Source organism: Oerskovia sp. NPDC056781 (assembly GCF_042789955.1).
Lineage (GTDB): Bacteria > Actinomycetota > Actinomycetes > Actinomycetales > Cellulomonadaceae > Oerskovia > Oerskovia rustica.
Window position 1 is genome coordinate 1 of sequence record NZ_JBHUAD010000026.1, and the last position, 22,384, is coordinate 22,384.

Annotated in this window: 24 protein-coding genes; 18 read left to right on the forward strand and 6 right to left on the reverse strand. The window is 72.8% G+C overall.

The features are described from left to right. Positions 1 to 24: 24 nt before the first annotated feature. Positions 25 to 1,692, reverse strand: a complete 1,668-nt coding sequence (locus ACFRCR_RS04140; RefSeq protein ID WP_377675740.1) for a beta-N-acetylhexosaminidase — start codon at positions 1,690 to 1,692, stop codon at positions 25 to 27. A gap of 333 nt (positions 1,693 to 2,025) precedes the next feature. On the opposite strand from ACFRCR_RS04140, the gene ACFRCR_RS04145 reads away from it, so the two are divergent. From ACFRCR_RS04145 to ACFRCR_RS04195, 11 genes are all read left to right on the forward strand, one after another. Further along, positions 2,026 to 2,886 (forward strand): ABC transporter permease, encoded by an 861-nt coding sequence (locus ACFRCR_RS04145; RefSeq protein WP_377675741.1) that lies wholly within the window; start codon positions 2,026 to 2,028, stop codon positions 2,884 to 2,886. Continuing rightward, positions 2,883 to 3,776: a carbohydrate ABC transporter permease gene (locus ACFRCR_RS04150; protein ID WP_336707937.1), complete on the forward strand. Its 894-nt coding sequence runs from the start codon at positions 2,883 to 2,885 to the stop codon at positions 3,774 to 3,776. The genes ACFRCR_RS04145 and ACFRCR_RS04150 overlap by 4 nt, the downstream gene beginning before the upstream one ends. A 26-nt stretch (positions 3,777 to 3,802) precedes the next feature. Continuing rightward, a complete protein-coding gene (locus ACFRCR_RS04155) occupies positions 3,803 to 5,461 on the forward strand; it encodes a hypothetical protein (protein WP_377675742.1) in 1,659 nt (552 codons plus the stop codon). After that, complete coding sequence (locus tag ACFRCR_RS04160; protein ID WP_377675743.1) at positions 5,458 to 6,207, forward strand: ThuA domain-containing protein; 750 nt, start codon at positions 5,458 to 5,460, stop codon at positions 6,205 to 6,207. Before ACFRCR_RS04155 ends, ACFRCR_RS04160 begins: the two co-directional genes overlap by 4 nt. Then, a complete protein-coding gene (locus tag ACFRCR_RS04165; RefSeq protein ID WP_377675744.1) occupies positions 6,204 to 7,004 on the forward strand; it encodes a sugar phosphate isomerase/epimerase family protein in 801 nt (266 codons plus the stop codon). The genes ACFRCR_RS04160 and ACFRCR_RS04165 overlap by 4 nt, the downstream gene beginning before the upstream one ends. After that, positions 7,001 to 7,993: an NAD-dependent epimerase/dehydratase family protein gene (locus ACFRCR_RS04170; RefSeq protein ID WP_377675745.1), complete on the forward strand. Its 993-nt coding sequence runs from the start codon at positions 7,001 to 7,003 to the stop codon at positions 7,991 to 7,993. The genes ACFRCR_RS04165 and ACFRCR_RS04170 overlap by 4 nt, the downstream gene beginning before the upstream one ends. A 96-nt stretch (positions 7,994 to 8,089) precedes the next feature. Then, on the forward strand, positions 8,090 to 8,881 hold the full coding sequence (locus tag ACFRCR_RS04175) for a GntR family transcriptional regulator (RefSeq protein WP_377675746.1): 792 nt from the start codon (positions 8,090 to 8,092) through the stop codon (positions 8,879 to 8,881). A gap of 268 nt (positions 8,882 to 9,149) precedes the next feature. Continuing rightward, positions 9,150 to 10,274, forward strand: a complete 1,125-nt coding sequence (locus ACFRCR_RS04180) for an SIS domain-containing protein (RefSeq protein WP_377675747.1) — start codon at positions 9,150 to 9,152, stop codon at positions 10,272 to 10,274. Next, positions 10,271 to 11,221, forward strand: coding sequence for an N-acetylglucosamine kinase (locus ACFRCR_RS04185; protein ID WP_377675748.1), 951 nt, complete (start codon positions 10,271 to 10,273; stop codon positions 11,219 to 11,221). The genes ACFRCR_RS04180 and ACFRCR_RS04185 overlap by 4 nt, the downstream gene beginning before the upstream one ends. Further along, entirely contained in the window at positions 11,218 to 12,135 is a 918-nt protein-coding gene (locus tag ACFRCR_RS04190; RefSeq protein ID WP_377675749.1) for a zinc-binding dehydrogenase, read from the forward strand. Before ACFRCR_RS04185 ends, ACFRCR_RS04190 begins: the two co-directional genes overlap by 4 nt. Before the next feature lie 152 nt (positions 12,136 to 12,287). Next, positions 12,288 to 12,983 (forward strand): MOSC domain-containing protein, encoded by a 696-nt coding sequence (locus ACFRCR_RS04195; RefSeq protein ID WP_336707922.1) that lies wholly within the window; start codon positions 12,288 to 12,290, stop codon positions 12,981 to 12,983. A gap of 16 nt (positions 12,984 to 12,999) precedes the next feature. On the opposite strand, the gene ACFRCR_RS04200 is transcribed toward ACFRCR_RS04195, so the two are convergent. Continuing rightward, positions 13,000 to 13,524 carry a PH domain-containing protein gene (locus ACFRCR_RS04200; protein ID WP_377675750.1) on the reverse strand — a complete coding sequence of 175 codons (525 nt, stop codon included), beginning with the start codon at positions 13,522 to 13,524 and terminating at the stop codon, positions 13,000 to 13,002. A gap of 48 nt (positions 13,525 to 13,572) precedes the next feature. Continuing rightward, positions 13,573 to 14,202 carry a histidine phosphatase family protein gene (locus ACFRCR_RS04205; RefSeq protein ID WP_377675751.1) on the reverse strand — a complete coding sequence of 210 codons (630 nt, stop codon included), beginning with the start codon at positions 14,200 to 14,202 and terminating at the stop codon, positions 13,573 to 13,575. Between the two features lie 217 nt (positions 14,203 to 14,419). Here ACFRCR_RS04205 and ACFRCR_RS04210 point away from each other — a divergent pair, with 217 nt between their 5' ends. Next, a complete protein-coding gene (locus ACFRCR_RS04210; RefSeq protein WP_129429526.1) occupies positions 14,420 to 14,614 on the forward strand; it encodes a hypothetical protein in 195 nt (64 codons plus the stop codon). Between the two features lie 8 nt (positions 14,615 to 14,622). Here the strand turns inward: ACFRCR_RS04210 and ACFRCR_RS04215 are convergent, their stop codons facing one another. Continuing rightward, positions 14,623 to 15,288, reverse strand: coding sequence for a GNAT family N-acetyltransferase (locus ACFRCR_RS04215; protein ID WP_377675752.1), 666 nt, complete (start codon positions 15,286 to 15,288; stop codon positions 14,623 to 14,625). Positions 15,289 to 15,562: 274 nt separating this feature from the next. On the opposite strand from ACFRCR_RS04215, the gene ACFRCR_RS04220 reads away from it, so the two are divergent. Then, positions 15,563 to 16,873, forward strand: coding sequence for an ROK family protein (locus tag ACFRCR_RS04220; RefSeq protein ID WP_377675754.1), 1,311 nt, complete (start codon positions 15,563 to 15,565; stop codon positions 16,871 to 16,873). Between the two features lie 346 nt (positions 16,874 to 17,219). Here the strand turns inward: ACFRCR_RS04220 and ACFRCR_RS04225 are convergent, their stop codons facing one another. Then, the gene (locus ACFRCR_RS04225; RefSeq protein WP_377675755.1) at positions 17,220 to 19,097 is read right to left on the reverse strand and encodes an FAD-dependent oxidoreductase; all 1,878 of its coding nucleotides are present in this window, start codon (positions 19,095 to 19,097) and stop codon (positions 17,220 to 17,222) included. A 76-nt stretch (positions 19,098 to 19,173) separates the two neighbouring features. Here ACFRCR_RS04225 and ACFRCR_RS04230 point away from each other — a divergent pair, with 76 nt between their 5' ends. The 5 genes from ACFRCR_RS04230 (at position 19,174) to ACFRCR_RS04250 (ending at position 21,922) form a co-directional block, all read left to right on the forward strand. Further along, positions 19,174 to 19,347, forward strand: a complete 174-nt coding sequence (locus tag ACFRCR_RS04230; protein WP_377675756.1) for a hypothetical protein — start codon at positions 19,174 to 19,176, stop codon at positions 19,345 to 19,347. A gap of 146 nt (positions 19,348 to 19,493) precedes the next feature. Beyond that, positions 19,494 to 19,916, forward strand: a complete 423-nt coding sequence (locus ACFRCR_RS04235; protein ID WP_377675758.1) for a hypothetical protein — start codon at positions 19,494 to 19,496, stop codon at positions 19,914 to 19,916. Positions 19,917 to 19,927: 11 nt separating this feature from the next. Continuing rightward, a complete protein-coding gene (locus ACFRCR_RS04240; RefSeq protein ID WP_377675759.1) occupies positions 19,928 to 20,188 on the forward strand; it encodes a metal-sensitive transcriptional regulator in 261 nt (86 codons plus the stop codon). A 171-nt stretch (positions 20,189 to 20,359) separates the two neighbouring features. Continuing rightward, a complete protein-coding gene (locus ACFRCR_RS04245; RefSeq protein WP_377675760.1) occupies positions 20,360 to 21,148 on the forward strand; it encodes an SDR family oxidoreductase in 789 nt (262 codons plus the stop codon). A gap of 165 nt (positions 21,149 to 21,313) precedes the next feature. Further along, positions 21,314 to 21,922 carry a DinB family protein gene (locus tag ACFRCR_RS04250; protein WP_377675762.1) on the forward strand — a complete coding sequence of 203 codons (609 nt, stop codon included), beginning with the start codon at positions 21,314 to 21,316 and terminating at the stop codon, positions 21,920 to 21,922. 103 nt (positions 21,923 to 22,025) lie between these two features. Here ACFRCR_RS04250 and ACFRCR_RS04255 read toward each other — a convergent pair whose 3' ends face one another. Beyond that, positions 22,026 to 22,295, reverse strand: coding sequence for a hypothetical protein (locus ACFRCR_RS04255; protein ID WP_377675764.1), 270 nt, complete (start codon positions 22,293 to 22,295; stop codon positions 22,026 to 22,028). Between the last annotated feature and the right edge of the window lie 89 nt (positions 22,296 to 22,384).

Below are 22,384 nucleotides of genomic sequence, written 5' to 3' on the forward strand. Positions count from 1 at the left end.
TCCCGGCCCCGCGCCCGACGGGGCTCAGGGGGCGTCGGCCACCGACTCGACCCAGGTGCGCGTGGCGCCGATCGTGTCCGTCGACGTCCGCTTCCACACTCCCTCGCCGCCCTGCTGCCAGGGAAGCGGGCCGTCGAGCGGCCGGTACTCGACGCCCAGCGCGTCCAGCCGCGTCAGGTGGTGCCGCAGCCGGGCGTCGAAGCCCGGACGGTCCTCGATCCCTCCGGACCACAGCACCTCCGCGAGGGCGCACGCGCGGGGGAACGCGAGGTAGTCGATCCGCCGCTCGTCCGGGACCCACTCGGTCCAGACCTGGAACTGCCCGCCCAGGACGTGGCTGCGCTGGGTGTCGGTCCAGTCGGCGGGGGCCGGGGCGAAGGCCGCGACGTCGTCGAGCGTGATGGCCCCTCCTTCCGACCGGGGCTCGCGCGGGTCGTCCGACTGGTCGAAGTTGAAGTAGGTCGGGAACAGCGGCGAGCGCACCACGTCGTGAGTCCGGGCAGCACGCGACGACGCCCGCTCGCCGCGCCATGCCATGACGATCGTGTCCTCGAGCACCCCGCCCGTCACGAGCCCTTCGTCCCAAACGATCGCCCGCACCCCGCGGGCAGCGAGGTGGGACGCGAGCGCACGCAGCAGGTGCGCATGCATCTGGGAGGGCTCGGAGTATCCGTGCTCCGCCATCTCGCCCGTGATCGCGGGGTCCTCGGCCCACCAGGACATGTCGCACTCGTCGCCCCCGAGGTGGACGTACGGGACCTCCATGGCGTCGCAGAGCTCGTCGAGCACCTCGGTGAGGAACGCGACGACCGGGCGGGTCGGGCTCACGGACGAGCCGCCGGCCCAGACGGTGTCCTGGACCGTGTGGTCGACCCCCGGCCGACCCAGCTCCGGGTAGGCGGCGCGCAGGGCCGACGTGTGGCCGGGCACGTCGATCTCGGGCACGACCACGACGCCCCGCTCACGGCCGTAGCGCGCGATCTCTCGCAGGTCGGCCAACGAGTAGCTGCCGCCGTGGGGTGTGCGGTCGTGCTCGCCGTCCGGACCGAGTCGGGTCGAGGGGCGCCAGCTCCCGACCTCGGCCAGGCGCGGGAACCGTTCGCTCGCGATCCGCCACCCCTGGTCGTCGGTGAGGTGCAGGTGCATCCGGTTGAAGCGATGGGCTGCCAGCAGGTCGATGTACCGCAGGACGGTGCGCTTCGGGGCGAAGTGGCGCACGACGTCGAGCATGCCTCCCCGCCACGGGTACCGGGGAGAGTCCTCCACGCGTCCGCACGGGACGTCGAGGACCTCGTCGGACGCTCCTGAGGCACCCAGGCCCGCGGCGCGCAGGGCCGAGGGGGGCAGGAGCTGGGCGAGGGTGGTCAGGGCGTGCGAGACCGACTCGAGGTCGGTCGCCTCGATCGTGATGCCCTCCGGGGTCACGTCGAGCGTGTGGGCGGTGCCGGTCGGGTCGTCCGCCCTCCGCCCCACCCGGACCTGGAGCGGCACGGGGTGCGCGTCGTCGCGCGGGTGTCCTGCGAGGAGCCCGAGGCGCGCGACGGCCCGGAGCACGGAACGCTCCGCGGCGGCGAGCGTGCCGTCCGGGGGGCCGTCGTCCGCGGCGAGCTGTTCGACGTGGACGGCGAGCCCGGCCGTCAGGTCGAGCCGTCCGGGCCGCTGACCTGCATGTTTCGGCCGGGGAAGGAGCATGTCGTAGGGTCCCCGGGGCACGTCGTCGGCAGGGCCCTCATCGGTCGCCGAACGCGGATTTGTATAAGACAACATGGGACAACCTTCCCGCGGATCGACGATCTTGTCACTCTCTTGGACTCAGTGGTATGTTCCTGGCAACTAGTGGTCTTATCTGGTTTGCAGTGGAGCAGGCCGGAGGGCGACAGGAGAGAGAGGGTCAGCGTGGCACTTGACCAAGCACCTGCGCGGACGGAGGCGAGACGGCCCCACGAGCCGTCCACCGGAGGAAGACCACCCGCCAGGCACGTCGCCTTCGTCACCCGGCTGCGCCGGGACTACCCGCTGCTCGTCATGGTGGCTCCGGCGGCTCTCGTGCTGCTGCTCTTCACGTACGTCCCGCTCCTCGGCAACGTCATCGCGTTCATGGACTACGTGCCCTTCCTGGGTTTCTCCGGCTCGGAGTGGGTCGGGTTCGACAACTTCACGACGCTCTTCTCCGACTCGGCGTTCTGGAGCGCGCTGTCGAACACGCTGCAGATCACGGCGCTCCAGCTCGTGCTGTTCTTCCCGGTGCCGATCGTCCTGGCGGTCTTCCTCAACTCGGTCGTGCGGCCCACGATCCAGCGCTTCACCCAGTCGGTGATCTACCTGCCGCACTTCCTGTCGTGGGTCATCATCGTCGCGCTGTTCCAGCAGATCTTCGGCGGTGCGGGGGTGCTCAACCGCTTCCTCATCACCCACGGGCTGACACCGGTCGACATCATGTCGAACCCGGACACCTTCAAGCTCCTGCTGACGGTGCAGGGCATCTGGAAGGACGCCGGCTGGGGGACCATCATCTTCCTCGCGGCGATCGCGGCGATCGACGGCCACCTCTACGAGGCCGCCGCACTCGACGGGGCGGGGCCCTGGAAGCGCTTCTGGCACGTCACGCTCCCGGGGATGCGCCCGATCATCGTCCTGATGCTCATCCTGCGCCTGGGCGACTCGCTGACGGTCGGGTTCGAGCAGATCCTGCTCCAGCGCGACGCGGTCGGACCCGCGGCCGCCGAGGTGCTCGACACCTACGTCTACTACAACGGCGTCGTCGACGGGAGCTGGGGGACGGCCACGGCCGCCGGACTCCTCAAGGGGATCATCAGCCTCGCTCTCGTCCTCGCCGCGAACAAGCTCGCGCACAAGCTCGGAGAAGAAGGGGTCTACCAGCGATGAGCACCGTCCAACGCCCAGCGTGGCAGGGCAAGCCACGACTCGGAACGTCGATCGTGCGAGGGCTCGGTCTCGCGCTCCTGTGCGCGCTCGTCCTCTTCCCGTTCCTCGTCGTGGTCTCCACGAGCCTCGCGACCCAGGCCGACATCGACGCGAACGGCGGCTACGTGATCTGGCCGGCGAGCTTCTCGCTCGACGCCTACCGCCAGATCTTCGACGGCACCCAGGTGACACGCTCGATCGTCATCAGCATCGGCATCACCGCCGTGGGAACGGCCTTCAGCCTGTTCTGCACCGTGCTCGCCGCGTACGGGCTCAGTCGACGCGGCTCGCTCTTCCAGCGCGGTCTGCTGGCGTTCGTGCTCATCACGCTGCTGTTCGGCCCGGGCATGATCCCCGTCTACCTCATGGTCAAGAACCTCGGGATGCTCAACACGTACTGGGCGCTGATCATCCCGGGCGCGGTGAGCGCGTTCAACGTGGTCATCGTGCGGGGCTTCATCCAGGGGATCCCCGGGGAGCTCTTCGACGCGGCGAGGATCGACGGTGCGAGCGAGTGGCGCGTCCTGTGGTCGATCGTCATGCCCCTGTCGCGAGCCGTCATCGCGGTCGTCGGGCTGTTCCTCGCCGTCGGCTACTGGAACAACTACTTCAGTCCCCTGCTGTACCTGAACGACTCCAGCATGTGGCCCCTCCAGCTCCTCATGCGCTCGTTCGTGCTCCAGAACAACGTCACCAGCACCGCGCAGCACCTCCCCGGGGCCGTCATGCCGCCCCAGCAGGCGATCCAGATGGCCCTGGTCGTGATCGCGACCCTGCCGATCCTCTGCGCCTACCCGTTCCTCACCAAGCACATGTCCAAGGGCATGCTGACCGGCGCCGTCAAGGGCTGAGCAGCCAGATCAAGGAGATAGAGACGATGACGCAACACCGTGGTTCCTCATTCGGCCTCGAGACGACGGGGGTCTCCCGCCGCACGGTCCTCAAGGGCTCGCTGTACGGGCTCGCGGCGGCGGCCTTCGGCGGTTCGCTGCTCTCCGCGTGCGCGGCCGGGGGCGGGTCGGGATCTGCCGCAGGTGCGGCGGGCGGCCCGGCCGTGGCGCTGCCCACCTACCTGGAGCCCCTCAAGCCGACCCCGACGCTCGCCGGCACCGCGAAGGGCGTCATGGACGTCTACGACGCGTTCCCGCTCGACGGGCCGCGCACGGTCTCGGAGACGGTCGGTGACGGGAGCGACTTCGAGTTCCTGGTGATGACCTACGGCCAGCCGGCCCCTCCCGTCCAGGAGAACGCGTACTGGCAGGCTCTCAACGAGGAGCTGAACCTGAACATCAAGCCGGTCCTGGTGCCGTTCGCGGACTTCCCGACGAAGTTCCCCGCCATGGTGGCCGGGGACGACCTTCCGGACGTGGTCTCGGTCCCCGTCAGCATGAACGTGTCCCGCCTGCCGGAGCTGGCGCGCACGCAGTTCACCGACCTCTCCGACCACCTGTCGGGCGACGCGGTCCTCAAGTACCCCAACCTCGCCGGGATCCAGGAGTACGCGTGGCGCAACGGCGTGCTCGGCGGCCGCATCTACGGCGTGCCCAAGTCGGACCCCGTGTTCGGCGGGCAGATGTACACGAAGACGGACCTGTTCCAGGCGGCCGGGGTCAGCGAGCACCCGAAGGACTACGCGGAGCTGGTCGAGACGCTCAAGGCGGTCACGAACGCCAAGGCCGGCGTCTACGCCCTCGCGTCGCCGATCACCGACTTCATGCTCCAGATGAACGGCCTGCCCAACAAGTGGCAGAAGAACTCCGACGGCAGCTTCACGTCGCACTACGAGCACGCGGGCTTCGTGCCGGCGATCGAGCAGATGGCCACGCTGTACAAGGACGGGTACTTCCACCCCGACACGGCCACGATGGACAAGACGCAGCGCGACTCCCTCTTCCGGTCCTCGCGGCTGGCCATGACCTACGACGGCAACCGGGCGTTCGGCATCATCGCCGAGGACCGCGAGCTGACCTTCGGCATGATGGGGTCGTTCGGTGCCGACGGCGGCAACCCGACGTACTGGACCGGTGGCGGCGCGTACGCCATCACGATGCTCAAGAAGACCGACGACGCTGCCGAGATCGACCGCTTCCTGCGCGTCATGAACTGGCTCGCCGCCCCGTTCGGGTCGAAGGAGTCCTTCGTCCAGGCCTACGGCAAGGAGGGCGAGAACTACACGTTGCAGGACGGTGTCCCGATCCTCACCGAGCGTGGGCAGCGTGAGCAGGACCTCGGGTTCGCGTACATCGCCGGCGGGGCACAGGTCCTGTGCGACCCGCAGGGTGCCCCGGGCGTCGACGCGGCGATCCACGCGTGGCAGAGCTCCGTGATCCCCTACCTCACCGACAACCCCGCGCAGCACCTCTACTCCACGGTGCACAACTCCAAGGGGTCGTCGCTCGAGCAGGGCATGACGGACGCGATCACCGCGGTCTTCCTCGGCCGCCAGCCGGCGAGCAGCCTGGAGGCGGCCGTGGCGAAGTGGAAGAAGAACGGTGGCGACAAGATCGCCGCCGAGTACGCCGAGGACGCGGCGTGAGGTTGACGCAGCCCCTGCGCGCGCTGGTCGTGGTGGACGGCACCGACCTCCACCACGACCTGCTCGGTGCCGCGTCCGCCCTCCGGGACGTCGTCCTGGAGGGCGGGGTGGTCGCCGACCGTGCGGTGGGCGTGGACCGCTTCGTCGACCCGATGCCGGTCACGGCCGAGGCCGACGTCTACGTCCTCTACCGCTCGAGCACGCACCTCGCGCCCGAGCAGCAGGCGGCGCTCTCGGCCGCGGTGGCCGCGGGCAAGGGCCTCGTGGTCCTGCACTCGTCGAACCTCTTCGGGTTCGAGCAGGGAGGGCTCGACGCCGACCGGGTCGCCCACGAGCTCGTCGGCTCGCGGTACGTGTCCCACGGGGACGACGGCTCGGAAGGGACCTACACGGTCCGGCTGCACGGCGAGCACCCGGTCACCGCGCACATGACCGACTTCGTGATCGAGGACGAGTACTACGTGATCGAGTGCCGGGAGGACGTCACGGTCCTCGCCGACCGGGCGACCCCGGACGGAGGCACCCAGCCGGTCGTCTACGTGCGTGATCACGGTCAGGGGCGCGTGGTCTACGTCGCCCTGGGCCACGACATGCGCGCGTGGGGCAGCCCGCACTTCCGCCAGGTCGTGAGGCAGGCGGTCCTGTGGGCGGGCGGCGTCGACCTCGACGCCGTCGCGTCGTGGTCCACGCGGTTCCCCCTGGGGAACGGTCGTTCCATCGGGCCCGACGGCGGAGCCCGGGCATGAGCGCGCCTCTCGCGGTCCAGCTGTGGTCCGTCCACACGCTGGCGGGTCGCGACCTCCCGGGGGTGCTCGGACGTGTCGCCGAGATCGGGTTCGCCGCGGTCGAGCCCATCTCCCTGTACGGGCGCAGCCCCGCTCAGTTCCGCTCGCTCACCGACGGGTTCGGGCTGGAGATCTGTTCCGCGCACGCGCCGTTCCCGGCCGGAGACGACGGCGAACGAACTCTCGACACGTACGAGGAGCTGGGGGTCGACACGCTCGTGTGGAGCCTCGAGCCCGAAGAGCTCGCGACACGGGACACCATGCTGCGAGGTCTCGAGCGCGTGAACGACGGCGCACGGCGGGCCGCTCGCCGAGGCATGGCCATCGCGTACCACAACCATTTCGCGGAGTTCACGGCCTCGTACGACGGCGAGCTCGCGTACGACGCTCTCCTCGCCGCGCTCGACCCCTCGGTCGTGATCGAGCTCGACATGTACTGGGTCGCGGTCGCGGGGCTCGACCCCGCGGCGGTCGCCGCGCGCCTGGGGCCCCGGGTGCGCCTGCTCCACGCGAAGGACGGGCCCGCCCGCGGCATGTCCGACCAGATGGTCGCCCTCGGCGACGGGACGCTCGACGTCGGTGCCGCGGTGCGGGCGTGCTCGGCGCTCGACTGGTGCATCGTCGAGCTGGACCGGACGGCGGGCGACATGTTCGAGGCGCTCGCGAGATCCGCCGACCACCTGACCCGGCGCGGGCTGGCCCACGGGCGCGCCGGCGCCGGGCCGGCCGCTCGCCCCCACAGCAAGGAGGACCTGTGACCGTCCCTCTCCGACTCCTCTTCCTCGGAGGAACCGGCGTCATCAGCTCGGCGTGCGTGCGCGAGGCCGTCGCCGCCGGGCACGACGTGACCGTCGTCAACCGCGGCCTGTCGACCGCCCGCCCGGTGCCCGCGGGCGTGCGGGCGCTCGTGGCCGACGCCCGGGACGCCGATGCCCTCCGCGCGGTGCTGGGCGAGGAGCGCTTCGACTCCGTGGCGAGCTTCATCGGCTACAGCGCCGCCGACGTCGCGACCGACGTCGACGTGTTCTCGGGGCGGACCGACCAGTACGTCTTCGTCTCGACGTGCTCGGTGTACGAGCACCCGGCGGCGGTCCTGCCGATCCGCGAGTCCGCCGCACGCAGCGCTCCCCGGTTCGAGTACCCGGCCGGGAAGATCGCCGCCGAGGCGCACCTGGAGGTCGCGCACCGGAACGGGTTCCCCGTGACGGTGGTGCGTCCCTCGCACGTCTACGACCGCACGACTCTCCCGCTGCTCGCGGGCTGGACCGCGGTCGAGCGCATGCGCCAGGGGAGGCCCGTCGTCGTCCACGGTGACGGCACCTCGCTGTGGAACGTCATGCACGCCGACGACTTCGCCCGTGCGTTCGTCCCGCTCCTGGGCAACCCGCACGCCGTGGGCGAGGCCGTCCACGTCACGTCGAGCGAGCTCGTCACCTGGGACGGGATCCACGAGGCGGTCGGTCGTGCGGCGGGGGTGCGCCCGACGCTGGTCCACCGGTCGAGCGAGGACGTCGGGCAGGTCGTCGACTGGATGGGGGTCGTGCTCCAGGAGGACTTCCGGCACACCGTGATCTACGACCGTTCCCGTCTCGAGCAGCTCGTCCCGGGCTTCCGCGAGCGGTACGACGTGGCGCGCGGCATGCGGGAGTCCGTGGCCTGGTTCGACGCCGAGGCGTCACGCCGTGCGGTCGACGCTGCGCTGGACGGCGCGTTCGACGAGCTGGCCGGGGTGCGGCGCGGGCAGTGACCAGGCGGCGGGACGACGGGGAGCCGGACGCTCCCCGGCAGGTCCCGGCGGGGTGTTCAGGTGGTTTGCGGCTATATTCACGGAGAGGTTCGACGGTTGACGATCCAGACACGAGGGGCTTGGAACATGATGCGGTCGACGGTGTCGGCGACGGACGACCCGGATCCCCTCTGGGTGCAGGCGGCCAACATCATCCGGGCGCAGATCACCGACGGTGACCTGCCCCCCGGTCGTCGACTCCCCGCGGAGCGCGAGCTCTGCCTCCAGCTCGGCGTCAGCCGGGTCACGCTCCGCAAGGCGCTCCAGCAGCTCGTCGAGGAGGGGGCGCTGCGTTCGTCGCACGGGCGCGGCTGGTACGTGGCCCAGCCCCAGACGGAGCCCGAGTGGCCCAACACCCTCGAGTCCTTCACGGAGACGGCGCACCGCAAGGGGCTCGAGCCCACCTCGGTCGTCCTGCGGGCCGAGGTCCGTCCGGCGTCGCTCGACGAGTCCGAGGAGTTCGGGGTCGTCGCGGGGACGGAGGTCTTCCACCTCGTCCGGGTCAGGCTGCTGGACGGTGTGCCCATCGGTATCGACGACTCCCGTGTGCCCCTGCCCTTCGCCCCGGGGATCGACGGCGTGGACTTCTCCGACGCCTCGCTGCTGGACGAGCTCGCCGCACGGGGGGCCACCCCGCTCCAGGCGGACTCGATGATCGAGGCGCGGGGGAGCAGCGCGGAGCACGCCGAGCCCCTCGGCCTGACCGAGGGGGCTCCCGTCCTGGTCATGCGCCAGGTGCTCGAGGACGCCGCAGGGCGCGTGGTGCTCATCACGACCATCACCTACCGCGGTGACCGCTACCGCCTGCACACCACGTTCGCGCGGCCGAACGGCCACCGCCCGGTCTGACGCTCTGCCGGGCCCCTCGCGACGGCATCCGTCCGGGGCGGTCGTCCCACGCGTGCGCCGTGCCGCCCGGTGGCAACGACGATCCGTGGTCTGCCGCAGCGGCGCGCACTCCACCGACCGGCGTCGTCCGCGTGCGCGAAGAACCTGTCTACCCCCTGGTATCCCTGTGATTCCATGTGGTCTATATTGGTATTAGCAATGTACTCACTGGTTCCTCGACCTGGTCGCGCAGCGCGGGTCGTCGGAGCCCCACGACGGGGAGGTCGACATGTCCGCTCAACGCATCGACTATCGCGAGGCGCAACGACGCCAGCCGCACGCGCTCGTGAGGGTCGCGGCACACGTCGCGGGACAGCTCGCGAGCCGCACCGGGCCAGACATCTCGACCCTCGTGGCGAGCGCGGTGCCGGTGTTCCTCGGGATGGGGGCGAGCTGTGCGGCCGCGGCGCTGCCCGTCGCGCTCCTGAACGCCGGCGGGCGCCCCTCGGTGCGCGAGATCGCGAGCGAGACCGATCAGGCCACCGACCGCACGGGCACCGTCGCGATCGCGGTCTCGCAGTCGGGCCGCAGCCCGGAGACGATCGAGGCCCTGCGGACGTTCCCCGTACGGTGGGCCCTCGTCAACGTCGCCGGGAGCTCGCTCGCGGACGCGGCCGGCGACCTCGCCGTGGACCTCGGCTCGGAGCCCGACAGCTACGCCTCGACCATCGGGTACACGGGGACCCTCGTGGGCCTCACGATCCTCGCCCGCGCTGCGCTCGGCACCGACCCGCTCGTCGCGGCGGCCGAGTGGGACGGCATCGACCGGCTTGTCGAGAGCCTCGAGGCCGACCAGGCCGGACCGCTCCGTGCCCTCGCCGACGACGCCGTCGCGATCACCTCGGTCGACGTGGTCGCGGCGGGCGCCTCCCGTGCGGCCTCCGAGGCAGGTGCCCTGCTCCTACGTGAGGTCTGCCGGATCCCGAGCGCGGCGGTGGTCACCCGCAACTACCTGCACGGCGAGATGGAGTCCGCCGGAGGCACGCTGCACGTCGTGATCGGCGACGGGCGCGAGGTCCGCCTCGCCCACACGCTCGCCGACGCGGGCCACCCCACGCTGCTCGTCACGACCCGTGCGGTCGAGCCCGGAGGGCACCTGCGCGTCGTGCGCCTCCCCGACGTCGGCGAACCCGTCCGGGTCGTCCTCGAGACGGTCGTGCTCCAGCGGCTCGCCGGCTCGTTCGCGGACGCCCGTGGCGTCGCCATCGAGGACTTCGTCTTCGAGCACGACGACACCAAGGTCTCCGACGCCACGGGCACCTCGGGGCCGCCTCCGCTCGTCGGGGCGGGGGCCCCGGCGGTCGTCGTCGGCGGCTTCGTCGACGACGTCGCGCGCGAGGAGCGCGACCGATGAGCATCGTCGTCGGCGTCGACGTCGGCGGGACCAAGACGCACGTGCGCGTCGCGCGCGGCGAGGAGCGACTGGTCGACCTCGTCGTGCCCAGCACCGGGTGGACGGCCCAGCCCTTCGGTGCCGCGGCCCGCTGGGTCGCCGAGCGCGTGCACGTCGCGCTGGGACGCTGCCGCCCCTCGCTCACCCTCGCGGACGTCGTCCACCTCACCGTAGGGGCGCACGGGTGCGAGACGCCCCGGCAGAGCGCGACCCTCGCCGAGGAGCTGCACCACCTGCTGGACCTTCCGTGCACGGTCGTCAACGACGCGGAGCTGCTCGTCCCCGCCGCAGGCCTCGACGAGGGGATCGGCCTCGTCGTCGGAACGGGGTCGATAGCGGTCGGGCGTCACCGCGAGACGGGCGCCCACCTCTCGGCGGGCGGGTGGGGATGGGTCCTCGGTGACGACGGTTCGGCGTCGGCCCTGGTCCGCGAGGCTGCGCGGGCGCTGCTCGTCCGGGCGGACGTCGGCGCGACGCGCGACCCGCTGGAGCCTCGGCTCCTGGCCTCGTTCGGGGTCGAGAACCTCGTCGAGCTCGCCTCGGTCATGAGCTGGCGCGGTGGCGTCGAGACGTGGGGCCGGCACGCCCCGGTCGTCTTCCGGGCCCTCGAGGCCGGGTCCCAGGTGTCACGCGCCGTCGTGACGGCCGGAGGCGGTGCGCTCGCCGAGCTCGTCGGGAACCTGGTCTACCGCGGGGCTGCGGGGACGACCGTCGTCGTGGCGGGAGGCGTGGTCACCCAGCAGCAGGCCCTCCGGACGGCTCTCGCCGACGCGCTGGCGAAGCGGGCCCCGTCCACGACCCTGCACCTGCTCGAGGAGGACCCCGTCGAGGGAGCCGTCTTCCTGGCGAGGAGGAGCGTCGCCGTGGGCCACGCTGCGCTCGCCCCGACCCGGTCCAACGCGTCGTGAGGGTCCACGAGACGGTCGGCCCGCGGACCTCGCGCCTGGTCGACGTCGAACGGCCGGTCCCGGGGCGCGGCGAGGTGCTGGTCGAGGGCCTGGTCCTCGGGGTCTGCGCCTCGGAACGTGGTGCGTGGGGGTCGCACGACGGCCCCGGGCCGCTGCGGCTCGGCCACGAGGTCGCGGGCGAGGTCGTCGCGCTCGGTCCGGACGTCCACGGCTGGACCGTGGGTGAGCGCGTGACCGGATTCGCCCACCCGGCGTTCGCCGAACTGGTCGTCATGGGCACGGACGACCTCGTCCAGGTCCCCTCGCACGTCCCCACCTGGGCAGCGCTCGGCGAGCCGCTGGCGTGCATCGTCGAGGCCGTGGGGCGCAGCGGTGTCGGCCCGGGGACGCGGGTCGCCGTCGTCGGTCTCGGCTTCATGGGGCTCGGCGCGCTGCAGGTGGCGCTCGCTCTGGGGGCCGACGAGGTCGTGGGCGTCGACGTCGACCCGGCCAAGCGGGCGCTCGCAGGGAGGCTCGGCGCCGCCGCGACGCACGACGCGCGCCACGTCCCGGACGGAGCACGCGCGACGTTCGACGTCGTCGTCGAGTTCACGGGAACCGCACCAGGGCTCGCGCTCGCGGGCGACCTGACCGGTCGGCACGGGACCTTGTGCGTGGGTGGCTACCACCACGACGGGCCGCGTGAGCTGGACGTCGAGCTGTGGTACCGCGGCGTCACGATCGTCAACGGTTTCAGCCCGGACCGTGAACGGCAGCGCACGGCGCTGCGGCGGGGGATGCGCATGATGGCCGACCGACAGGTCACCTTTGAGCCGCTGGTCACGCACCGTCTTGCCTTCGAGGACCTCGATGCCGCGTTCCGGCTGTTCGAGGAGCGTCCGGAGGGATTCGTCAAGGCAGTGATCGAGCTCTGAACGCGAGCTCTGGGCCCGCGAGGTCGGTCGTGACCGCGGGGACCGCTCCCGCTGCCGAGGGCGACCGGACGCACCGCCCAGGGTGACGGGACGGACCCGCCGGTGCGACGCCGTCGGGCCGGAGCGGGGGCACGACCTGGGAGAATCCTCCGATGACCTTCTCGACCCCGGAACCTGCCCGACCCCGCGCGCCGCTCGGCGCGACCGGTGAGCTCCTCGCGGTGTGCCGCGTGCACGTCCTGCTGCCCGACGCGGGCGCGGTCGGCGTGACCGCGATCGACAAGCGACCCGTCGCGGGGCCGGTCAAGGTCCGCCCGCTGGGTCTGTACGCCGACGTCCAGGCCGACCGCGCGCACCACGGCGGCGAGGAGCAGGCCGTGTACGCGTACTCGCAGGAGGACGCCGACCACTGGTCGGCCGAGCTCGGCTACGAGGTGACGCCCGGGCTGTTCGGGGAGAACTTCCGCACGCGCGGCGTCGCGGCGAGCGGGGCGCTGATCGGCGAGCGCTGGCAGGTGGGGACCGCGGTCCTGGAGGTCACGCAGCCGCGGACGCCGTGCTCGACGTTCGCGCGGCGGCTGGGCGAGGAGCGGTGGGTCAAGCGGTTCACCGACGCGAACCGCACGGGCGCGTACCTGCGGGTCGTGACCCCGGGCGAGGTGCGGGCCGGGGACGCGGTCGAGGTCGTGTCCCGGCCGTCGCACGGCGTGAGCATCGCCGACTGGTTCGGGGCGCGCGTCGCGGGGACGACGGTCGAGGTGTCGCAGCGCCTGCTCGACGCCGAGGCGGCGGGCGAGGTGCGGCTGTCGGCCGAGGTGCGCGAGCGGGCCGGACGGGCAGTCCGCTGAGCGACGGCAGGACGGCTCAGGCGCGCCGCGGTTCCCTCGGGGGCCACTCGCCGTCGTCCGAGCCGTCGTCGGCCGCGAACAGCAGCTCGTGGAGCCGGACCTGGACCTCCTCGACCCGCGGGACGTCGGGCAGGGTCATGCCGGGCTTGGCCGTCGCGTCCGAGATGATGAGCGTGCCGCAGCCGAACATGCGGTCGACCAGGTCCTTCTCGTAGGTGACGTCGTTGATGCGGTAGAGCGGGATGTCACGGCCGGTGCGCGTGAGGATGCCCGTGCGCGTCGACAGGCGCTTGGTCGTCACGGTGTACTGGGTGGTCAGCCAGCGCAGGTGCGGCACGACGACCCACACGAATGCCGCGACGACCGCCACGCCGAGCGTGCCCCACAGGATCACGGGGTGCTCGGGGGAGAACCAGAGGATCGCCGTGGCCGCGGCGACGATCAGGACCAGGACCAGGACCGGAAGGAACAGGGCCTTGGGGTGGGTCCGCAGCTCCATGACGACGGTCTCGCCCTCGGCGAGGTTCTTGTTGACGCTCATGGGGAGCATCGTGCCACCTCGGGCGGGGGGCGCGGCACGGTGTCCCGGTCAGGCCGTCGGCAGGTTCCAGCCCTCGACGGTGCGCAGGCCGTGCCCGTGGCCGAGCAGGCTGACGCTCGCTGTGCCCAGCTCGAACCTGGCGGCGGTCGCGGGACCCAGCTCGAGCCAGACCGCGGCGAGCACGCGCAGCAGGTGGCCGTGCGCGACGAGGAGCACGTCGCCGCCGTCGCGCAGCACGGGGTCGACCCGTCGCACGACGGCGCGCGCCCGGTCCGCGACGTCGTCGAGCGTCTCGCCGTGCCGGGTCCCCGGCTCGCCCGGGGCACCCTCCGCGCGGGGCACGACGTGCACCCCGTCGCGGAAGATCAGCCAGTCGCGGCCGATCTCCCGGCTCACGTCGTCGGCCGTGCGGCCCTCGACGGGGCCGTAGTCCCATTCGGCGAGGTTCGGGTCGGCGACCGCGTCGGGATGACCCGCGAGCTCGGCGGTCCGCCGGGCGCGCAGCAGGGGGCTGCGCAGCGCGAGGGCGAACGAGCGCCCGGCGAGGAACGACCCGGCGGCGCGGGCCTGTTCCTCGCCGTGCGTGGTCAGCGGGATGTCGCTCGTGCCGGTGTGCTGACCGGTTCGGCTCCACTCGGTCTCGCCGTGGCGCAGGAGCACGAGCTGGGGTTCGGGCATGGTGTCCTCCGTGGTCGGGCTGCTGTTCCGAGCATCCCCCAGGCCCGACGGCGGAGCACCCGCAGGACGTCCGTCGCGCCTCGCGGACGGGGCGCCCGTGGGACGGTCGGCCGCCGCCGGAGGGGCCTGCGGCGCCGGGTGCACGGGCCGTTCGGGAGCCGGTGTGACGGAGTCGGGGGTCGTCCTGGAGCCCGTTCTGGCCCTAGGCTCGTCCGTCATGACCACCTACTCGATCCTGACGGCGACCGCTGCGCTGCGAGGCGAACCGTTCGAGGCCGAGACCGACGAGGCGGCGCTCGACGTCGTCCGGTCACGCAAGCGGAGCGGAAACCTGCCGCTCACCTCGTTCTCGTTGCAGACCTCGGACGACCGCACGGTCGCGTCGTGGACCGGGGCGCACGAGGTCGTCTGACCCGCTGACTACCGGGCGCGCAGGGCGCCGGACGGGTTGTCCTCAGGCCGGGCCGCGTCCTTGCCGAGCCTCGTCCCCAGGGTGAGCCCGTCGTCGTCGGGAGCAGAGAGGGGCTCGAGGCCCAGCCGCGAGTAGAACGCGATCGCACCATGGTTCTCGCTGCCGACGCCGAGGTGCAGGCCCGGGACGCCGAGGTCCACGAGCCGGCCCTGGAGGTGCTCGATCATGCGTCGCCCCCACCCGGTGCCCTGCGCCTCGGGGAGCAGGTCGATGTGCAGGTGTGCGGGGTGCGTCGCGGGCTCGGTGAGCCAGGGCCGCGGCGGCGCGGGGGTGCGGTCGTGGATCTGGCGGACGAGGCGCGCGTCGGGCGACGGGTCGGCGGGGTCCGGCAGCGGGTACCGCTCGCGCAGGGGAGGCCACCACTCGCGCTCGCGCCACTCCTCGAAGGCCAGTGTGTCGCGGCAGCCGATCACGTAGCCGACGACGCGGTCGTCGTCGGTGACGAGAACGGTCACGAGCGACGGGTCGTGGGCTGCGTAGGGGGCGGCGTAGACCTCGCCGAGCAGGCGCGGGTCGGTGCAGAGGGCGGTCGCGTCGCGGCCGTTGTCCCCCGTACGCAGGCAGATGTCGTACAGCGCGTCCAGGTCGTGGGGCGCGTAGGGCCGGATTCTCACGGTGGTGCTGTTCCTCGGGTCCGGGGGGTCGCCGGGCGCTCCCGGTCTCGTCGTCTCGGGGGAGTCCTCGTGCGGCGGTCGACGGGGCATGTGCTGCCAGTCAAGTTTACAGACGATCACCTCGGTGCTCGGTGCTCGGTGCTCGGTGCTCGGTGCTCGGTGCTCGGTGCCGGTCCGGTCTCGCTGCCGGTCCGGTCTCGATGCCGCTCGGGGTTTCGGGCACGCTTGGGCCCGAGCACCGCGGACGCCGGGGCCGGAGGAGGAGAACGACGCCGTGAGCACGAGCACCAAGAGGGTCGGTAACGCGACCGTCCTGCGCGCCCTCAACGACGGGGCCGCGCTCGAGGCGCTGTTCCGTCACGGCCCCATGACCTCGGCCGGCCTTCAGGAGATCCTGGGGCTGTCCAAGCCGGCGACCGCGACCCTCGTCGCGCGGCTCGAGGTCGCGGGCCTCGTCGAGCGCTCGGGGCATCGCGACGGTCGGCCCGGACCACGTGCCGTCGTCTGGACGTTGCGCGGCGCCTCCGGGTACGCGGCCGGTGTGGACGTGACGGTCGGCCAGGTCTCGGTCGTGGTCGCGGACCTCACCGACAGGGTGCTCGGCAGGTCGGCACGCGCGGTCGCCTGGACGGCCGAGGAGGACCCGTCCGGTGCGCTCTCGCCAGGCGCGCACCTGGACGCCGTCCGGGCCGTCGTGGACGAGGCCTGCGCACGGGCAGGGATCTCCCGTGCCGACCTCCTTCAGGTCGTCGTCGGCTTTCCCGGGTCGGTCGACCCGGCGACCGGGCGCCTCGCGTACGCCCCGCACCTCGCGGTCTGGAACGACCAGGACGTCGTGGCGCAGCTCGCCGAGACGCTCGGTGTGAGGGTCGCCGTCGAGAACGACGTCAACCTCGTGGCGCTCGCCGAGCTCGCGCGCGAGGACCTGGCCGACGTCCGGGACCTGTTCGTCCTGTGGGCCGACCAGGGGGTGGGGGCCGCGACCCTGCTCGACCGGCGCATCCGGCGAGGTCGCCACGGCGGCGCGGGCGAGATCGACCACGTCTCCGTCCCCGACCCGGCCCGGCGTGGTCGCGCGCCCGAGGGCCGGGGCACGGTCGCCGACCTCGTCCGGCTCGACGCCGTCGCGCGTCTCGCGCAGGCCTACCGCCTCGCACCGTTCGACGTCGCGCCCCTCGACACGCTGCGGATCGACCCCTCGGTCGACGGCCGGGCGTCCGCGGTCGCGCGCAGCCCGCGGGTCCGTGAGGCCGCGGCGAGCGCGCTCGCCACGGCGTCCCTCGACCCGTCGGGTGACGCGGGTGACTTCCTCGACGACCTCGCCCGGCGCCTCGCGGTCGTGCTGAGCATGGCGGTCGGGGTGCTCGACCCTGACGCCGTGGTGCTCGGCGGCGAGGTCGCCGCCGCCGGTGGGGAGGCCTTGCGGGAGCGCGTCGCCACGGCGCTGCGTGCCGAGCATGGCACGCCGACCTCGGTGCTCCTGGCCACCGCGCAGGGAGACGGCGTCGTCGACGGGGCGCTCGCGGCGGCGCTCGGCGAGACCAGGCGCCGCGTCTTCGGTGCGGGGAGCGTCACCGCGTCCTGATCGGTGACCGCTGGGCCCAAGCGCCCGCATCGCCCCGTGGTCCGCACGCATCTCGTCGGAGGGTTCCGCAACCCGATGCGTCAGGCGACGCCGTCGATCCCCACGATCGACAGGAAGACCACGAGGGACCCGAGCAGCACGACGGCGACACCGACCGAGATCAGCAGGACGGTGCGGGGACGGACGGGCATGGGGCTCCTGCCGGGGTCGGGGCCGCGTGCCGGTCGTCCGGGCGCGGTGAGGGACCCGACCATCGTAGGCAGGACCGGTACCTTCCCGGCGCGGGCCCCGTCGGAGGCGGTCGGCGCGACGGGGCGGGCGGGTCTCCCTGCCCGCCCCTGTCCCGTCAGGCCGTGGGGCCGCCGGACGGCGCGAGCTCGTCGGCGCGGGCCGCGCGCCGGGCGAGCGTCCCGTCGCGCCAGGTGAGGTAGCCGCCGTCGAGGTTGTGCACGTCGTAGCCGAGCTGCGTGAGCAGCCGCGCGGCGGTGTGTCCGCGCTGCCCCACCTGGCAGTGCACGACGACGGGTGCCCCGGACGGGATCTCGGCCGCGGCCCGTTCGCGCAGCTCGTCGAGCGGGACGTTGAGCGCGGGCAGCGAGCCAGCGTCGTCGGGGCCGTCCCGGCCGTCAGCCATACCGGCGACCCCCGCCAGCTCGACCGTCCCGCGCGCGTGCTCGCCGGACGTGCGGACGTCGACGACGGTCGCACCCTGCGCGACGAGCGCGTCGAGCTCGTGCCACTGGACGCTGCGGGTCTCGCCCGTGCGCAGGTTGTCGGCCACGTAGCCCAGCATGTTGACGGGGTCCTTGGCCGATCCGTACGCCGGGGCGTACGCGAGCTCGAGGTCGGCGAGGTCGGAGGCCGTGAGTCCGCCCGCCATGGCGGTCGCGATGACGTCGATGCGCTTGTCGACGCCGTCGCGCCCGACGCCCTGGGCGCCGAGGATCAGGTCGGTCTCCGGGTCGACGAGCAGCTTGAGGGCCATCTGGGTCGCACCGGGGTAGTAGCCCGCGTGCTGGACGGGGTGGGTGTGGATCGCACGGTAGGGGCGACCTTCGGCCCGCAGGCGCTTCTCGTTGCGCCCGACGCTCGCGGCCGTGAGACCGAACACCCCGACGACGGCCGTCCCCATCGAGGGGCGCAGGCCGCTGCGGCGCCCGAGGATCACGTCGGCGACGTGGCGCCCGTGCCGGTTGGCGAGGTTGGCGAGGGGGATGAGGGTGGTCGGCTCGTCGCCTGCGGACGTGGTGCCGGAGCCCGTCGCGGCGAGGGCGTCGCGCTTGGTCGCGGCGTCGCCCACGGCGTAGACGTCGGGGACCGAGGTGCGCAGGTCCTGGTCGACGAGGATGCCGCCGCGGGGGCCGACCTGCGCCCCGGCGAGAACCGCGAGCTCGACGTCGGGGCGGACGCCGATCGCGGCGACCACGAGGTCCGCGGGGACCGTGCCGCGGGGCGAGCCGTCGGCCGAGGTCAGCTCGGCGGTGTCGGGGCCGAGCGCGCCGACCTGCGTCGAGGTGCGCACGTGGACGCCGTGGGCCTCGAGCTCCTGCTGGACGCGGACCGCCATCTCGGGGTCGAGCGGGGCGAGGACCTGGTCGGCGAGCTCGACGAGCGTGACGTCGAGGCCGCGGTGGACGAGGTTCTCCGCGACCTCGACCCCGACGAACCCGCCGCCGATCACGACGGCCGAGCGGGCGGGCGTCCGGGCGGGCGTCCGGTCCGGCGGCCGCACGGAGCCGGGCGTCGTCGGGGCGAGCGCGCCGTCCGACCCCGTGCCGTCCGACCCCGTGCCGTCGATCGCGGCGACGATCCGGTCGACGTCGGCCACGTCGCGCAGCACGAGGGCGCGTTCCATGCCGGGGACGGGCGGGACGATCGGGCGGGCCCCGGGGCTCAGCACGAGCCGGTCGTAGGTCTCGACGGTCTCCTCGCCCGTGGCGAGGTCGCGGACCGTGACGGTGTGCGCGTCGGCGTCGACGCCCGTGACGCGGTGGCGGACGCGGACGTCGATCCGGAAGCGGGCGGCGAGCGACTCGGGGGTCTGGAGGAGGAGCGCGTCGCGGTCCTCGATGACTCCTCCTGCGTAGTAGGGCAGGCCGCAGTTGGCGAACGAGACGTGGTCGCCCGCCTCGAGGACGACGATCCGGGCGTCCTCCGACAGACGGCGAAGACGGGTCGCCGCGGACATGCCTGCCGCGACGCCTCCGACGATGACGATCTTCATGCTTTCCTCCTGGGGGGTTGAGAAGCACTATACCCCTGGGGGTATATTGATCCTCAACCCGATCAGGAGGATCACCATGTGCAGAGCTGTGACCTGCAAGAAGTGCGGCAAGACGACGTGGGCCGGCTGCGGCCAGCACGTCGACGATGTCATGCGGGGCGTGCCCCGCGCCGACCGCTGCGAGGGCCACGCGCCCGAGGCCAAGGCGCCTGCGCAGGGGTCCTTCCTCTCGCGCCTGTTCAAGCGCTGACCCACCCGACCCGACACCACGAGGAGAACCACCATGTGCAGCCCCGCCCGCTGCGGAACCTGCCGCAAGATCACCTGGACCGGCTGCGGCATGCACGCCGACGAGGTCCTCGCCGAGTTCGAGCCCTCCGAACGCTGCACCTGCCGATGAGCCCGGCGCCCCGGCGCGCCGTGCCCGACGCCCTGCCCGTCCTGGTGCGGCGCCCCGCGTGGGGGAGGCGACGGCTCGTCGTCGGCGCCCTCCTTGCCCCCGGGCTGCTCGCGCTGCTCGTGGAGGCTGGCGGGGGCTGGGCCCACGGCGTCACCCCCCTGTGGCTGGGGCTGCTCGCGGCCGTGGCCGTCGTCGGCGGCCTCACGCTCGCGAGCTACGTCCCGGCCCGGGGCGAGTCCTGGCGGGATACCCTCGGGTGCTCGCCGTGCGCCGTCGTCTCGGGCGGCACGGTGCTCGCCGCCGTGTTCCTCGTCGGCCAGGCGCCGCACCAAGTCGGGATGGTGGCGCCCGCGCTGGCCGTTGTCCTGTTCGGGCTGGTGCAGCGCACGAGCAGCACGCGCGACGCGTGCGTGCGATAAGAGGGAGAGTCATGGAGCTCGACAAGGACGAGATGAAGAAGGTCTCGAACCGGCTCAAGCGTGCCCAGGGGCAGCTTGCCGCGGTCGTGCGGATGGTCGACGAGGGCGGCGACTGCGCCGACCTCGTGACGCAGCTGTCCGCGGTGTCCAAGGCGCTCGACCGCGCCGGGTTCGCGATCATCGCCTCGGGCCTCAAGCAGTGCCTCACGGACGAGGAGAACGGCCCGGCGGACGTGCAGAAGCTCGAGAAGCTCTTCCTGTCGCTGACCTAGCCTGCCGGCCCGGCGTGATCTCCTGCCCGACGGCGCAGCGTCCGCCCGGCCCTGGCCTCACCCGGGGTGCCGGGGGCCGGGCAGGACGGGCCGTCCCCTGTCGCACGACGTGCGGTTCCCCTACTGTGACGACGAGCCGACGCGACCGCTCGGCACGACCGAGGGGGAGCAATGGCACGTACGGAGAGCGGTGCGGAAGCTGAGCAGGCTGGTACGGGCACCGGTGCCGGGGCGCTCCACGGGCGGGTCGCGCTCGTCACGGGCGGCGCCCGCGGGATCGGCGCAGGGGCCGTCTGCGCGCTGCACGCCGCAGGAGCCGACGTCGTGGTCGCCGACATCGCGGACAAGCCGGGGGCGGCGCTCGCGGCCGAGCTCGGCGACCGGGCCCGGTTCGTCCACCTCGACGTGAGCGACGAGACCGCATGGGTTCGGGTGGTCGAGGGCGTCGTCGCGGACCTCGGCACCGTCGACGTGCTGGTCAACAACGCGGGCATCGCCAACGCGGCACCGATCGAGAAGTTCACCACGGCCAGGTGGGACGCGGTCCTGGCCGTGAACCTCACGGGCGTGTTCCTCGGCTGCCGCACGGTCGTCCCCGTCATGAAGGCGCAGGGCCGTGGCTCGATCGTCAACATCTCGTCGGTCGACGGCCTGCGGGGCAGCCCCGCGGTGCACGCCTACACGGCCGCGAAGTTCGGCGTGCGGGGGCTGTCGAAGTCGCTCGCGGTCGAGCTCGGCGAGTTCGGCATCCGGGTCAACTCGGTGCACCCTGGCTACGTGCGCACCCGGATGACCTCGCGCATCGACCCCGAGCGCCTCGACATCCCCCTGGGGCGCCCGGGCCGTGCGACGGAGATCGCGCAGACCATCGTGTTCCTCGCGAGCGACGCCTCGTCGTACACGACCGGCGCCGAGCTCGTGGTCGACGGCGGCCTCGTCGCAGGCATCCCACGCCGCTGAGGCTCGGCCCCGCCGACGCCGGCCGCCCCAAGCCGCTCGGCCTGGTGTGCCCGCGGTCGCCGCCCCGGGAGGCGACCGCGCAGGCCCCGGGGGATGATCGCGAAGGTGAGCAGGACGCCCGGGCGAGCGACGCCGTCGGGCAGGAGCGACCCCCAGGAGCCACCCATGAGCGACGACGCGACCTACGGCAGCCCCGTCTTCGACTGGTCCGTGCTGACCGTCCCGACGCCGCTCGCGATGGTGCGCGGGCAGCTCGGGTTCTCGTGGCTCGAGGTGCTCGGACGGCTCGTGACCCTCGACCAGGACGAGTTCGGGTGGGAGCCCGGACCCGACGCGCTGCGTGTCGTGCGGCGTGGGGAGGAGCGCTCGCCCCGCACGCTCGGGGTCGGCGAGTGGGTCATGGAGTGGCCCGAGGGATCGGACTCGCCCCAGCCGCGGACGATCGCGTGGCTCGTCGCGCACCTCACCGAGGCGTTCTTCGAGCGGTGGGAGTGGACGTTCGGCGACCGCGTCGCCCGGCGGGACGCCGTCGCGTTCTCGGGCGAGGTGGACCCTGCGATCGAAGGGCTCACGCGGTGGGTCGACCTGTGGCGCGACGGGGTCGACTCGCTGCCCGAGGACGAGGTGTTCACGGTCGGGCTCGGCCAGGCGACCGAGATCGACGCCCAGGCGCCGTTCGGGCACCTCGTGCTCCACATGAACCGCGAGCTCATCCACCACGGCGCCGAGATCATGGTGCTGCAAGACCTGTACCGGGCGCGGCACGCGGACTGAGTCACCCCGACGACGGCGCGGCACCCCCCACGGGGCGGCGCGCCGTCGTGCTCTGCGGACGGGACCGTGGCGGTCCTCTCGGCGACGTCGCCGAGGTGGTCGGTCAGCGACGGGCGGTGAAGCGGTACTCGCCGCCCGCGTACGTGCAGGAGCTGACGATGTAGCCGCGGTTGCGCCACTCGGCGCGTCCCGCGTTGCAGCTCGTCAGCGTCGTGAAGCCACCGACGACCTGTGAGCTGAGGAGCGCGACCTGCCCGCCGAGAGGTGCGGCCTGGCCGCTGTGGGGCGCCGCGCTCGCCGGAGCCGCAGCTCCGACCAGACCGGTGACGCCGACTGCTGCGGAGACGAGGGCTCCGATGACCTTGTTTCGCATGTTCTCCCCTGATTCATCCGAATGCCCCGTATTGGGCACGTCGCCAATCCTCGTCACAGGGCTGGTCGGCCCGCAACCGCAGAGGCGTC